The sequence below is a fragment of the Cellvibrio sp. KY-GH-1 genome (assembly GCF_008806975.1).
Taxonomy (GTDB): domain Bacteria; phylum Pseudomonadota; class Gammaproteobacteria; order Pseudomonadales; family Cellvibrionaceae; genus Cellvibrio.
The window spans coordinates 5,301,323-5,315,516 of record NZ_CP031728.1 but is presented as its reverse complement, the minus strand read 5'-3'; the positions used below and the strand labels follow the sequence as shown (position 1 = coordinate 5,315,516).

At 46.6% G+C, this 14,194-nt stretch carries 14 protein-coding genes; 3 read left to right on the top strand and 11 right to left on the bottom strand.

The window, feature by feature from the left end; translation table 11 throughout:
* Window positions 1-28: 28 nt before the first annotated feature.
* The 3 genes from D0C16_RS22345 to D0C16_RS22335 form a co-directional block, all read right to left on the bottom strand.
* A complete protein-coding gene (locus D0C16_RS22345) occupies window positions 29-2,518 on the bottom strand; it encodes a bifunctional acetate--CoA ligase family protein/GNAT family N-acetyltransferase (protein ID WP_151034383.1) in 2,490 nt (829 codons plus the stop codon).
* Between the two features lie 46 nt (window positions 2,519-2,564).
* On the bottom strand, window positions 2,565-3,737 hold the full coding sequence (locus D0C16_RS22340) for a PilT/PilU family type 4a pilus ATPase (protein WP_151034382.1): 1,173 nt from the start codon (window positions 3,735-3,737) through the stop codon (window positions 2,565-2,567).
* 69 nt (window positions 3,738-3,806) lie between these two features.
* Complete coding sequence (locus D0C16_RS22335) at window positions 3,807-4,157, bottom strand: RidA family protein (RefSeq protein WP_151034381.1); 351 nt, start codon at window positions 4,155-4,157, stop codon at window positions 3,807-3,809.
* 101 nt (window positions 4,158-4,258) lie between these two features.
* On the opposite strand from D0C16_RS22335, the gene D0C16_RS22330 reads away from it, so the two are divergent.
* The 3 genes from D0C16_RS22330 to D0C16_RS22320 all read left to right on the top strand — a co-directional run bounded on the left by D0C16_RS22330 (window position 4,259) and on the right by D0C16_RS22320 (window position 7,389).
* The gene (locus D0C16_RS22330; RefSeq protein WP_151034380.1) at window positions 4,259-5,278 is read left to right on the top strand and encodes a nucleoid-associated protein; all 1,020 of its coding nucleotides are present in this window, start codon (window positions 4,259-4,261) and stop codon (window positions 5,276-5,278) included.
* Between the two features lie 155 nt (window positions 5,279-5,433).
* On the top strand, window positions 5,434-6,024 hold the full coding sequence (locus D0C16_RS22325) for a TetR/AcrR family transcriptional regulator (protein WP_151034379.1): 591 nt from the start codon (window positions 5,434-5,436) through the stop codon (window positions 6,022-6,024).
* A 210-nt stretch (window positions 6,025-6,234) separates the two neighbouring features.
* Window positions 6,235-7,389, top strand: coding sequence for a lipid A deacylase LpxR family protein (locus tag D0C16_RS22320; protein WP_225318818.1), 1,155 nt, complete (start codon window positions 6,235-6,237; stop codon window positions 7,387-7,389).
* Between the two features lie 57 nt (window positions 7,390-7,446).
* On the opposite strand, the gene D0C16_RS22315 is transcribed toward D0C16_RS22320, so the two are convergent.
* From D0C16_RS22315 to ybgC, 8 genes are all read right to left on the bottom strand, one after another.
* Window positions 7,447-8,691: a hypothetical protein gene (locus tag D0C16_RS22315; protein ID WP_151034377.1), complete on the bottom strand. Its 1,245-nt coding sequence runs from the start codon at window positions 8,689-8,691 to the stop codon at window positions 7,447-7,449.
* Window positions 8,692-9,233: 542 nt separating this feature from the next.
* Window positions 9,234-9,962 carry a YbgF trimerization domain-containing protein gene (locus D0C16_RS22310; RefSeq protein WP_191968595.1) on the bottom strand — a complete coding sequence of 243 codons (729 nt, stop codon included), beginning with the start codon at window positions 9,960-9,962 and terminating at the stop codon, window positions 9,234-9,236.
* Window positions 9,963-9,976: 14 nt separating this feature from the next.
* Window positions 9,977-10,441, bottom strand: a complete 465-nt coding sequence (gene pal / locus D0C16_RS22305) for a peptidoglycan-associated lipoprotein Pal (RefSeq protein WP_151034376.1) — start codon at window positions 10,439-10,441, stop codon at window positions 9,977-9,979.
* A gap of 45 nt (window positions 10,442-10,486) precedes the next feature.
* On the bottom strand, window positions 10,487-11,737 hold the full coding sequence (gene tolB / locus D0C16_RS22300; RefSeq protein WP_225319063.1) for a Tol-Pal system beta propeller repeat protein TolB: 1,251 nt from the start codon (window positions 11,735-11,737) through the stop codon (window positions 10,487-10,489).
* A gap of 26 nt (window positions 11,738-11,763) precedes the next feature.
* On the bottom strand, window positions 11,764-12,384 hold the full coding sequence (gene tolA, locus D0C16_RS22295) for a cell envelope integrity protein TolA (protein ID WP_255481953.1): 621 nt from the start codon (window positions 12,382-12,384) through the stop codon (window positions 11,764-11,766).
* 227 nt (window positions 12,385-12,611) lie between these two features.
* Window positions 12,612-13,040, bottom strand: a complete 429-nt coding sequence (gene tolR / locus D0C16_RS22290) for a protein TolR (RefSeq protein ID WP_151034373.1) — start codon at window positions 13,038-13,040, stop codon at window positions 12,612-12,614.
* Window positions 13,041-13,078: 38 nt separating this feature from the next.
* Window positions 13,079-13,765 carry a protein TolQ gene (gene tolQ / locus D0C16_RS22285; protein ID WP_151034372.1) on the bottom strand — a complete coding sequence of 229 codons (687 nt, stop codon included), beginning with the start codon at window positions 13,763-13,765 and terminating at the stop codon, window positions 13,079-13,081.
* Between the two features lie 8 nt (window positions 13,766-13,773).
* Entirely contained in the window at window positions 13,774-14,193 is a 420-nt protein-coding gene (ybgC, locus tag D0C16_RS22280) for a tol-pal system-associated acyl-CoA thioesterase (RefSeq protein WP_151034371.1), read from the bottom strand.
* Between the last annotated feature and the right edge of the window lies 1 nt (window position 14,194).

Genomic DNA, 14,194 nt, shown 5'->3' with positions numbered 1-14,194 from the left:
GTTACATTAGTAAATTGCACTAATCAGTTCACGCATTCTGTAAATCCAGCTTCATATCAACCAGACCTTCATCCCGATTAAACTTCACATTAAAACCCAGCTTGCGGGCCAGGTTTGCCATGCCTGCATTTTCCAGCATGGTCACGCCAATTAATTCTTTGGTACCTTGACTGCGACAATAAACAATCATTTTTTGCAACAGGCGCGCGCCCAACCCAATGCCTTTTAATTCACTGCGCACCGCCATGGCAAACTCAGCTTGGAGATTATCCGGATCAGTTTGCACCCGTACTACGGCAAGGATTTTTTCCACCAAAACATTTTTCACCACAACATTGTCATGCGCAACAGCGACAAAGGCCATATCACGCGCGTAATCAATTTGCGCCAAACGTGCCATCTGCTCGTGAGAAAATTGGGGTAAATCGGCAAAATAACGTTTGTATCTATCTTCTTTGGTTTGTGAATTATCAAATTCTTGCAAACTCAATTCGTCTTCCGGTTTAATTGGACGCACAATAATTTCCTGGCCGTCACGCAATACACAGGTCTCCTCCAATTCTTTGGGGTAGGGGCGAATTGCCAATGCAGCGAGACGATTGTCCAAGCGCAGTTTTACGCCCGCATCCACCACCTGCACTTGGGCACCCGCTATCAATACCGGGTTAAGCACTAATGAATCTACACGCGGATGATCAATCACAATTTGACTAATTTGCGTTAACAACAAACAAAGCGCCGGTAAATCAAACGCCGCATAACTTTCGCGTTCACGAATTTTTCCTTCCGCCAATGCCTGAATCACCATGTAACGAGCAAGCGCCATATTTAAAGGCGGCAAGGCCACTACTGCACTTTTACGAATAGACCAATGACTTGCCGCTTCACCTAACAAAATCACCGGTCCAAATACCGGATCTGTTTGTACTTGCACGCGTAACTTATGGGGCGTACCACTAACGTTCGTGCTATTTTTTTCTACATCCGCACCGGCAATGCCGTAGGCAGATAATAATTCCAGGGCTTCACCGGAACTTAACTGTACGCGATCTTCGCTCAGCGCCAATTCAATGAGTTGGTGCGCGTAAACAGGCTGATAAGGAACTTTATCGCTGATGGATTCCGGCGTTTCCGATAATAACTTCTGGTTGCGGCGATATTGCACCATGTGCATGAATGCCCCCACAGCACCTTCAGGTGTGCGGAAGGATGCAATGCCTGCGGCAGCAAAACGCAAGCGCGCTTCCTGGGCTGCATCCTCTCCCATCCAGTTAGCAAATAGGTTCGGTTTTTTACCGGGGTGATTGCGGTATACATCAATCACCGCTTCCGCAAAAATTTCACCCGGCGTAAGCGCCGACGGAGCTTGCATAATTAATACATTATCGATGCTGTTACTTTGCAATAACACATCTAATACTTTGCGATAGGTGTCAGGCGATGCATCACCCAGCACATTAATTGGGTTACTGGGGCGGCCACCGGTGTGAATAATTTTTTGCAATTGTTGCACGACAGCATCATCCAACTTCGCCAGGCGCCCGCCACGTTCCAATAGCGCATCCACAGCCATCGCGCAGGGGCCATTGCCATTGGCTAAAATAACCAATTGCTCACTGAAAATCGGTTTGCCATTGGCGAGGGTTTCTACCGCCGCCAGCAACTCGCGCAAATCGCCTACACGCAGCATACCGGCGCGACGAAATGCAGCATCGTAAACCGCATCCTCACCAATTTGCTCCGCTTGCAAGCGCGAAGTTACTAACGCCGACTCCGACCAGGTTCCCGCTTTAATGACCAGAATAGGTTTATTGAAGGATGCGGCGCGCGCAGAGGACATAAATGCACGGCCATCAAAAATGGCATCGATATACAACAAAATGGCAGAAGTATTTGGATCACGCCCGAGGAAATCGATCATCTCATCAAAGTCGATATCAACACCTTCGCCGAGCGAAATAAAATAGGAAAAACCAATGCGCCGGCGCTTGGACCAATCCAGCAAAGTGACGCACACGGCACTGGATTGTGATACCACAGCAATTTTCCCCGGTAGCGCGTTGGTGTGCGCATAGCTCGCATTTAATCCCAGAGAGGGCACAATAATACCGAGCGAATCCGGCCCCAATATGCGCACACCCCATTCTTTGGCAATAGCGAGCATTTGCTCCTGCAAGTTGGTGCCCTGCGCGGTGTATAAATTATCCAGCCCGGACGCAATCACAATGGCATTGCGTGTGCCTTTGCGTCCCAATTGCAAAATAATTGCCGGAACTCGCGTTGCCCGGGTACAAATAATGGCAAGGTCTGGAACCAGCGGTAATTCATCAATCGAGCGATAGGCGAGCACACCATTAACGGATTTGTAATGCGGTGTCACCGGCATAATCGGACCATCGTACTGACCCTGCAATAAATTGCGCATCACCGCATTGCCCGGGCGATTGGGTTGGTTGGACGCACCAATCACGGCAATGGAATGAGGCTTTAATAATTGCTCGATGGTTTTTACAGTCATAAATCAGGCTTTACCGCTCTAACTATTTTTACGGAATATTTCAGGATTAAGGCTCTTCATCTTCATCCATTTTTTGCAAACTCAATTCACCAAAACTGGTTGGCGGTGCTTTAGGTTCTGCAACAACAGGTTCTGCTTTGGGAACAACCACACCATCAGTCGCCAGTTTGATTCGCAAACGCAAATTATTGGGGGAGTCGGCATTGGCGATAGCATCATCAAAACTGACTTTACCAGCCATGTATAATTTAAAAATCGCACCGTCGAAAGTTTGCATGCCGAGATTTTCAGATTTCTCCATAATTTCTTTAATTTCAGTGAGGCGACTTTTTAAAATCAATTCCTGAATTGTTTTAGTGCCGAGCAATACTTCTACCGCCGCGCAGCGCTTTCCATCTACCGTGGGCAATAACCGCTGCGACACAAATGCACGCAAGTTTTGCGAGAGCCCCATCAATAATTGCGGGCGGCGCTCTTCCGGAAACAAATTGATGATCCGCTCCAATGCCTGATTGGAATTATTGGCGTGCAGGGTTGAGATCGCTAAATGCCCGGTTTCAGCAAACTCCAACGCATGCTCCATGGTTTCGCGATCGCGAATTTCACCAATCAGAATGACATCCGGAGCCTGGCGCAAAGTGTTTTTCAATGCCGCTTTATAACTGCGCGTATCCACGCCCACTTCACGTTGGTTAATTACACTGCGCTTATGCTTATGTACGAACTCCACTGGATCTTCGATGGTGATGATGTGACCACCGCTGGAAGAATTGCGATGATCAATCAACGCTGCCAGGGAGGTAGACTTACCCGAGCCGGTGCCACCGACAAACAACACCAAACCACGTTTGGTCATGATCACATCTTTCAACACTTCCGGCAGGCCCAGCGCATCGAATTGTGGAATATCCGTTTTGATATTGCGCGCAACAATCGCCACTTCATTGCGCTGCTTGAAAATATTAATGCGAAAACGACCTACACCATGAATAGAGATAGCGAGGTTCATTTCCAGTTCGTGGGTAAAGGCTGCACGCTGCTCATCATCCATGATGGCATTGGCAATACTCTCAATTTCTCCAGGTTTAAAGGGTTCACTGGTGAGCGGTTTTAATACGCCTTGAAATTTTGCACAGGGCGGCGCGCCCGTACTCAAGTACAAATCCGAACCATCTTTTTTGGCGAGGATATTTAAATATTGATCTATAGGTGTTGCCATGACTAGCTCCTGTCCGGGCGATATAACAGGAGAAGTATAGGCAAGAATCCCCAGGCAACAGGGAAAAGACTAGCGGCTAACCGCTGCAACAAATGCAATCTCCACCAACATAGCCGGGTCGAGCAATTCTACTTTTACACAAGCGCGTGAGGGTGCACAACCGGCCGGCAACCAATCCGCCCAAGCGGTATTGAGCGCTGTCACATTCTCTTTATCGGTAATGTAGATAGTGGCAGACAGCAGCTGTGACTTATCGCTGCCAATCGCAGCCAACGTAGTTTCTGCCTGCGCCAAAATCTGCGCGATCTGGTCCTCCATGGGCGCCTGAGTGTTATTAGGCACTTCAACAAAATGGGCTATCCCATTAAATACAGTAGCGTCCGACCAGCGCGGCGTGGGGTTTAAACGTTGGATAGTCATAGAGGGCCCAAATCAAGTCTGTGCAAAATTGCTTTGGCGCCTATAATAGCCGGCTTTTTCCCCTTTGCTCTCATTAATCCTGAAATAGACCTGATTCCGCTATGGCCATTACCGCTCTTGTTGCTCATCGAATTTATCGCCACTCTCCCGGCACGGCTTTTGAACTGCAATTGCGCGGTGAGCCATTCACCACTAATGGCAAATTGGAAGAACTCGCCTATGAATTGAAGGCGCAATTTATTCGCAAGGGCGGCAAAAGCTACGGGCGTTTTTCCGACGAACTCGGAGAGTTTCCCCTGCCCTCCTGGCTAAAAGATTCACGTGAAGAGCGCTTGAGCTTCCTGAGTTTTACCCACAAAGCCATGCAGCAATTCCAGCACGCGTTAGAGAGTGCAGAATCATTGCTGGATGCCTACGTATTCTTTGTGGAGGAAAAACTCGAAGTTGGCGATACCCTGCAGGTGTATTTGCTGGAACACTTGAGCGGTATTTATCTGGATGGTGAACTGGCAATCGATGAATCACTCCATCTGGATACCAGTGGCTTTAATTTGGCAGCCAAAGTTCAGCTGCAAGATTGGGCGGATGCCAATTCCAGCACCTACCTCACGCTCATCCGCTCACGTACCGATAAAGACATCGCCGATGCATTTACCCAATTCATCGCCTTTACCGACAAGCAAGACATCAAACAGGAAACCGCCGAATTTCTGAAAGTAGTTGATGATTTCAGCCAAACACTGGACGACACGGCTGCAAAACTGACACGCACCAAGGTGGTAAATTACTGCCTGGAGCAAAACAAAGCTGGCAAGGCCGTTACCATCGCTGACTTGTCGCAAAACCTCGCGGAAGAAGTAAAAAGTTACGAGCCAGATCGCTTTGTGCGTTATGTAGAAACCAGCAAGCCTGAAATCAAGCCAGAGTTCATCCCGCATGCCGGGCAAATACGCAGTTATGTGCGTATTAGCGGGCGCAATGACAACCTGAGCATGAGTTTCGCATCGGACTGTCTGGGACGGGAAATTGAATATGATGCAGATCAGGATGTACTGACGATCCGGAACTTACCGCCAGCACTCAAAGCTAGATTGATTAAGCACCTGAAAGAACTACACTAATCGCCAGTGGGTTTTGTAATCCCGGCCAACGTACAACAATAATGAGCATGAATATGCGGGATTTTCACTTTCTCATAACAAAATCGCTAACTCCTATAACAACTTAACCTAAGCAGTCGCTTGAATTAACAGACGACTGGTCATATATTTACACCATGAGCAAACGCGAACTGAAAAAAGATCATCTCCTGGATGCCGGCTTAAAAGTAATGGCCACGCGCGGCTATAACGGCACCAGTATTCAGGACATTGTCAACGCCGCCAACGTACCCAAGGGGTCTTTCTATACCTACTTCAAAAGCAAAGAAGACTTCGCCATTGAAGCGCTAGAGAAAGTCACCGAAGAACGTATGGAGCAGAATCGTCACTTGCTTAACAACCGCAGTATTTGCCCTCAAGAGCGGCTTACCCGCTTCTTCGTGGAAAATATCGGTGGCTGTGAAGAGAACCTCAATGGCGGTTGCTTCATCGGGAATATGTGTCAGGAAATGTCGGAGTCCAGCGAAGCAATTCGCATTAAAGTCCGCCAGATGCTGCGCAATAGCACCCAAGCTATAGAGGATGTATTGGAAGAAGCGCGACTTAAAAATGGTTTAAAAAGTCATTTGCCCTCCCCGATTTTGGCTGAGTTCCTATTTAATGCCTGGGAAGGGACCCTGATGCGAATGAAAGCATCCAAGTGTCGTGAGCCTTTGAACGCGTTTTTGACTGTTCTTCCCGAGTTGTTCAACAAGCCATCAGCTTGATCTAATTACCGCACCTGAAAAATGCCCAAAGGGCATTTTTTACCGGGCACTATAAAGACGACTGGTCGCTTATTTATAAAGCAAAAAATTTTGAGATACGGATTACTATCTCAAAAATTTTTCGCAGAGAAAACAAGACGACTGGTCACTTTATTTATCAAAGGTGCACTTTAAAACGTTTAGGTAACCATTAAAGAAGGAGTTACCACTGTGAACTCGCTAAGACATAGATCCAGATTTTTTGTCATAAAACATTTAATCGCGTTTGGATTTTTAGTTATTAACTCTATACCCGCCTTCGCCGAGCTACCTTTGCAGGGTAACGACGAGACTGAATGGATAAAAGTTGCCGCCTTGGTTGAAGAGGAAAAACGTCCGCTGTTGCATCTGGGTCATCAAACATCCAAGCCAGCGCAAAGCTGGGCGTTTGCGTTTGACAATGACGTACTGGTGCCAGGTAGTCGCGATCAGGATTACACCTATGGAATTAACTTTACCCAAACTGGTAGTAAGGCTCACGCTGCTTCAGTCTCTCTAAATAAACCGCTATTAGTGTTGGATGAATGGCTGGGAAATGAACGCAACTCACTGAGCATGCAAGAAACTTTTAGCCGGGAAATCGGGTTGTTCGGTTTTACGCCTGAAGATATAAGTACCAGTCAGGCGAACCCTAGTGATCGCCCTTATGCAAGTTTGATTTATATTTCCAGTTCGCGGGAACAAATTGATTTGGTTGATAACGTCGCCTGGAAAAGTACCCTGACCTTGGGTGCACTTGGACTGAACGTGGTTGGCGAACTGCAGAATGTAGTGCACGAAGTCACGTCTAGTGAGAGACCCCAGGGGTGGGATAACCAAATTAGTGATGGCGGGGAACTGACAGGTCGCTATGTGATTGCGCGCCAGAAATTCCTGGAGGGCTTTTCGGATAATCTTGAAGTAAAGAGCACCATTCAGGCTTCTGCTGGCTATTTAACCGAAGCGAGCTGGAGCTTAAGTTTTCGCAAAGGCAGAATCCACAGCCCGTGGTCATCATTTAATCCGGAACTGGCCAGCTATGGAGAAAAATCCTCTTACTCCAGTAACGCCAAAGCGGTAAATGAACGGTATTTTTGGGCTGGTGTCGCATTAAAAGCGCGAGCTTACAATGCCTTCCTGCAGGGACAATTTCGCGATAGTGCAGTTACCTATGACCACGACCAACTTAATCCATTACTGGTTGAAGCATGGGCTGGTTATACATTCGCCTTTAAGCAGGGCTATAGAATCAGCTATGTATTACGTGGGCACAGCTCAGAGATAGAGGAAGGTGCAGGAGATAGAAATCTACTTTGGGGTGGAATTATCGTAGCAAGGAGTTTGTAATTACTTAGAAAAAGCCCGACCTTCGGTTTAATTTAATGCTCAGGTCGGGCTTTAAGATTATTTTAGCAAAGCCGAATTTAACGCTTCCAATTTCGAACCGGCAAATTTTTCACTCGCGCGAGTCAAATCTTCTAGCGATACTTTTCGCACCGCCATTAATTCGCGCACCACATCATCGATACTGTATTTATTTTTACTTCGCTTGCGAATTTCCTGATCCAGATCATTTAATAACACAACAGCCCGAGCGGTAACTGGCCCGGTGGATTTACTCTTGCGCAGATGCTTTACCTCACTACCCCATTTTGACAAACTGCGAATAATTTTAGCGCGCCGCGACTTTGTCATTCCATCTGCACGATACAGTAGCTCAAATGAATAGAACTCAGCCAACCCTTCTGCTATCCAGTCATCATTTGTTGTCCCAGTAACCTTGCCACTAATACGCGTGACCATGTGGGTTAATTCGTGCAGTAAAGGGCTAGTTCCGTTTTCACTAACCAGAGGGCGATCTGAATGCAGAAATAGCGAGTTTGATGCAGAAAGTCCACCGCGCCACATGGGATCACCGGCACCCACCACCAATAATTTGTGCGGTGTGTTTTTGAAAGCTCTATGTAATTCCGGCCACACAAAATTAAAAAATGTAAGGGCATCCATACGACGCATATGCTGACCCGCAGGAGCACTAATTGCTATCTTTGTTTTTTTAACAGTTGCTCTGCGCGTCCCCACATTTCCAGCAACCATCCAACCGGTTGGGCGATCAAAACGACGCTCCGGATTATCAACCGTAAATGTGTTACCCGCTGTACGCTCCCAACCTGTTTCTACACTTTTCCATGTTTTAGGTAGGACAAATGATAACGTCGCCACCGAGTATGCATTTAGAACTTCATAGGTGTGCACTGCTGGAATTAAATCATCGCCGCGAAAGAGCGCCCAGTCGCTAGTCATTCTTGAGTCAAACTTTCCCGGAGAGCGCTCATTAGTTAACGCCACGAAATACGAAAGTGTTGCCTCGCCTTGCGGAAGCTCCCATTCAACTTTTTCTTCTTTAATGGTGAGCTTACCGTTCGCACGAATCTCAGAATAAATATTTCGCTCGTTACTAAAGCTGATCTTATGTAACAACTGGCCTTTATCAACATGAACTTTAACCAAGGCCCCGGCCTTTTCCGGAAGTAACGTCACAGAATAATTTAACTGATAAGGAGGACCATCAGCGGCACTTAACGAGCCGCTTAGGGAGCAAACAGCCGCCACGAGCAAATAGGATAAGATTTTTCCCAAATAATGCATTCTGCTAACCCCAGCGATAATTCATCAAAAGCAAAAGTTGAAGGTACTTTAAATTGCCAAATTCCTAATTCTTTAGCAATTATACCCCGTTAAGTATAACCGCTACTGAATGTAGTCAATTTCCTACAAACTAATGCGAAATTGGCGACTATCTACCAATGCACAATACCTAGATAATGATCACATCAAGGACGGAATAGAGCTGAAGGAAATGGCAGCAAGGAAGATCAAGGATTGTCAGAAGGATGCTGATATCGCCAGGATGCTATGAAAAAGGAATTAGGGACAACACCTGTGAGTTATGGAAAGCGCAAGGATGGAAAATCGGCAAGAAGCCGGACATCAAGGATTAGATATTAAGGATGCGACAAGAGGACGCGGAGCCAAATAGGGATATTGCAGGAGCGAAGAACGATAAGGAGAATCAAAAGGAAGTCACTGGGCTTCAGCAGGAAGCACATGTTAAAAGGACAGAGCATGTATCCAACAATGGATTCGCTGCGGGGCTTACAGTAAAGCCCCTTTCTTTTTTCTTGCAGCGATTAAAAGTTATCGCTTAAAAATTTCTGCGCTAAACGCGATGCATCCGTATTACCAGACGCCAATTCCGTTAATAACGATTTAGCCTTGGCTTTCTCACCCATCAAGAAATAGACCTTACCCAGATCCAATTGAGCATCAGGCACTTTGGCTGCAGCGGGGAAATTTGCAATTAGTTCGGTAAACCAGGTTTTTGCCTGAGGATAATCCTTTTTTAGCATTGCAACCTTACCCAACCAATAATGACTATTACTGGCAAAGTTACCGCCAGGGAAACGAGTTAAGTGATCTTTAAACGCTGCAACTGCACCATCAAAATCTTTCAGATTTAATAAGTCGTAGGCAGCTTTATACACATCCGCCTCACTGGCAGAGTCAGCAATAACATGCGTTTCAGTAGTCGGCAATGGCTTAGTTGACTCGACACGAGCAGGAGCTGTCGATGTGGCGCCTCCAGATAGGCGGCGATCTATATCCATATAGTTATCCAGCTGTAATTGTTTCAGCTGTTTTAACTGGTATTGTTGTTCTTCTAACAGACCGCGCAGAATTGCAACTTCTTCTTGCAATGCGCGTATTTGGGAATAAACATCAGATTCAGCAGAGGCAGGCAAATCAGGCTGAGCCACCCCAGAGCCGAAGCCCTGAGGTGAAGACTCAACAACCCGTACTTGTGCCTGTAAGACTGGCGCCGCAGCAATTAAAGCAACAGCAATCAGATTTTTCAGCATACGGGTTTAGACTCTTAGTACTTAACTTCTACGCGACGGTTTTGAGCCCAAGAAGCTTCATCACTACCGGTAGCAGCTGGTTGCTCTTCACCGAAGCTAACAACTTCCAAAGAAGAACCGTTAACGCCTTGAGTTACGAGGAAATCGCGAACAGCGTTTGCACGCTTCTCGCCCAGAGCCATGTTGTACTCGCGTGAACCGCGCTCGTCCGCGTGACCTTCCAGACGCACAGCTACAGAAGCACCTTTCAGCTTGTCAGCGTGAGCCAACAAAACAGCACGGCTCTCAGCAGTCAAAGCGTATTGGTCGAAGTCGAAGTAAACAACGTTTGACAAGGTAGCTTCTGAAGAAGCTGCGCCAGTTGAAGCGCTACCAGAGGTAGTACCTTCAGTGCCTTTGTTGTCGCTGCTTGAACAGCCAACCAGGAAAGACATAACAACAGCCAAAGTAAGACCTTGCTTAAGTGCCTTGGTGATCATGTGTGTGTAACTCCAATGAAGTTTAGATCTAGTTTGAACGGGGATTTAGTTAAAAAATGGCGACCATGCGGGTTCCCGCACATCACCTTGTTTTGGGGGCTGGAGGATTTTGACACGCGCATCGAGGGACACCGCCGCCAATACTCCTTTACCACCAGAACGAGTCGCATACATAAGCATAGCGCCATTGGGCGCTATAGTAGGCGATTCATCCAGATTTGTCTCGGACAAAATGCGTAAATTGCCAGATTTTATATCTTGCGCTGCGATATGATAGCTAGTTCCAGGGCGCTTGTTCAACATCACAAGACTTTTACCATCCGGAGATACGCGCGGACGCGCATTGTAATCGCCATCAAACGTTACGCGCTCTTGCTGCATAGTCGCAACATTCACCTGATAAATTTGTGGCTTGCCACCGCGATCAGACGTGAAGAATATTGAAGAGCCGTCAGCCGACCAAGTTGGCTCATGATCAATTGCAAAATGATTGGTCACACGAGTCAATTGGCGTGTCAAAACATTCATCACATAAATTTCGGGATTTCCATCTTTTGACAATGCCATGGCCAATTTTTGACCATCCGGAGACCAGGCTGGAGCACCATTCAGACCACGGAAATTAGTCATTTGCTGGCGACGACCAGTAGCAATATCCTGAACATAAATTGCAGGTTTGTTATCAGCCTCAAAAGACACGTAAACCACGCGCTGACCGTTGGGCGACCAAACTGGTGACAGCAAAGGATAGCGAGACTCTAGCAACATACGCGGACGGAAGCCGTCTATATCAGACAACATCAAGCGGTATTTTTGTGGTTTTTTAAACGCTTCGACATAAATTAACTTGGTCGAGAAGATGCCGCGAATACCAGTGATAGTTTCGTACACCTTGTCGCTAATATGGTGTGCCATATCGCGCAACTGCGCCTCTGTGCCATCGACAGTTAATTTCGCAAATACACGCTTTTGTTGCACAACATCAAACAACTCATAGCTCGCATAATAGCGACCAGCCTGTTGGCTGATGGAACCAAGCAACAAATACTCTGACCCCAAGGCCTTCCAGTCACGATAATGGACCTCGGCTTCAGAGCGAGGAAATGACAGCATACGTTCAGGATCGGTTGCTTCAAATTGCCCTGAAAACTCAAGATCGTTACCAACAATTTTCGCCAAGTCTTCTGGCAAACGTCCGCCAGCCCAAGCAAATGGGACTACGGCAATCTTGGTTGGATTGTCCACCCCTTTGGTAACGAACACGATGTTTTGCGCATTGGCAGTAACCGCCAGCATCAATAAAAGTGCACTAAGTAAATATCTCACTGACGCAAATCCTCTGGATTAAATGAAAACTGAAAATGACGAAAGTTTTTTTCAAACACGTCTATTGGAACATCTTTAATCTCAACAAAACGTTCCACCTTGCGAATTGCCTGCTCTGCCGCATTATCGAACGCAAAATTACCACTACTTTTCGCCAGATTAACATCTACTACCTGTCCGTTAGGTAACATGTCTATATTAAAAACAGCAACCATTCCGGCGCGCGCAGATGGAGGCCTACTCCAATTTTGAGCTACGCGTTCAGCCAAAAGTTCGTTGTAGCTTTTTACGTTTGCGTCATCATTGCTTTCGCTGAGGTGCTTTTCCTCTTTTTGCAACGCAGCTTGAATTCGGCGCTGTTCCTCCTGAGCCTCCCTTTCTCGCTGGGTTTTCTTGGCTGCTTCTGCTTTACGCTTCTCTTCTTCAGCCTTGCGTTTTTTTTCAGCCGCCTCTTTTTCTGCTTTTGCCTTGGCTACTTTTGCCTGCTCCTCTTTGATTTTTTTCTGCTTTTCCGCTTCTGCGGCCGCAGCCTCTTTTGCCTGCTGATCTTTTTGTTTTTGCACAAGCGCTTCAGCCTCTACTTTGCGCTGTTCTTCCTGCTTTTTGTTGTTTTTCAAATCCTCATAGGCCTTGGAATCCAACACTTGTTCTTTATTTTGCTGCGGCTGAGCTTTTGCTTTTGGCTTCAAATCGACCAGTGTTGCCGTTACAAAATGCGGCTTGTAAGGTTCCTCCTCTTTTTTAAAGAAGTCCCAATTTCCCAAAAACAACACCAACAACAATACATGTAGAAAAATACTGAGGAATAAGGGAAGCGATAAAGATCTTTCTAACTTCATAATCGTTAGCGCGCTGGCTCCGTTATCAAGCCGACTGAGGGAGCCCCTGCTTGTTTAAGCTCACCCATTAGATTCACCACCGCACCATAATCAACTTTCTTGTCGCCTTGCACAAATACCGGCGTGTTGGGCTTCTCTTTAAGCACTTTACTAACGATTGATTTAATTTCTGCAATAGGGCGCGGCGCTTCGGGATTACCCGCCAAATCTATGTAATAAGTGCCATCCGCCTTAATCGATACGGTAATTGGCTCATCGTCTTTACTTTCTACCGGGTCTGACGCCGCCTTGGGTAATTCGACTTTGATACCTTGGGTCATCATGGGTGCTGCGATCATAAAAACGATCAATAACACCAACATAACATCGATCAAGGGAACAACATTAATCTCAGCTTTGAGTTTCTTTTTAATGGGTGGACCAAATCCAGACATAGCTATTAACCTGTTTTTTCAATGACTGTAAAACAGCGTTACTTGCTGTGAACCTGACGATGCAGAATCGCGGAAAACTCTTCGGCAAACGTTTGATAATTAGCCAGCAAACTTTCAGCACGCGCAGAAAACTTGTTGTAGGCCAATACCGCCGGGATGGCCGCAAACAAACCCATAGCCGTTGCGATCAATGCCTCTGCAATACCAGGCGCAACAGTGGCAAGACTTGGCTGGCCCGCGTTAGCGATATTGAGGAAGGAGACCATGATGCCCCACACAGTTCCAAACAAACCAATGTAAGGACTGACTGATGCCACACTCGCCAAAAATGGCAAGTTCTCTTCCAACTTTTCCTGTTCACGCGCAAGTGCTACACGCATTGCACGCTGGGAACCTTCCATCACCGCATCCGAATCTGCACCTGCGGTCTGACGTAGACGAGTAAATTCTTTAAAACCAGCGCGGAAAATACTTTCAATACCTTCCACCATTTCATTACGGCCGTTGCTCTGGCGATACAACTGGTTGAGATCAATCCCCGACCAAAATTGCTTTTCGAAATAGTTAAATGCACCTGATGCTTTACGTTGATAACGTTCACGCTGAAAGATCATGGCCCAGGAAATGACTGACGCCAATACCAGAATCAGCATTACCACTTGCACCAGAAAACTGGCATTAAGAATAAGATGTGCAATTGACAGACTGTTATCCGTAGCAGGCATAAGCTTGATTAACTCTCAGTATTAAGACGAAACGATTGATCCAATTGCTGGTACATACTGGCAGGAAGCGCGCTGGGTTTCATAGTTTCCGCATCGACACAGGCGATACGAATTAACCCTTCACACACTAATTCTTCGCCACGCAGCACCTGCTGCTGAAATTCGATATAGGTTCGCGCAAGCTTGTGGATTTGCGCAGTTACGCTGAGCAAATTATCCAAACGTGCGGGACGGCGATAATAGATTTGTGCGGTATGCACGACCAATAACAGACCACCGTCTAAAATTGCGGGCTTATCATAGCCGAAACCGCGCAAAAATTCTGTACGACTGCGCTCCATGTACTTCAGATAATTCACGTAGTACACAATACCGCCGGCATCTGTATCTTCTATGTACACCCTTACCGGAATACTAAAAGGCTGCATA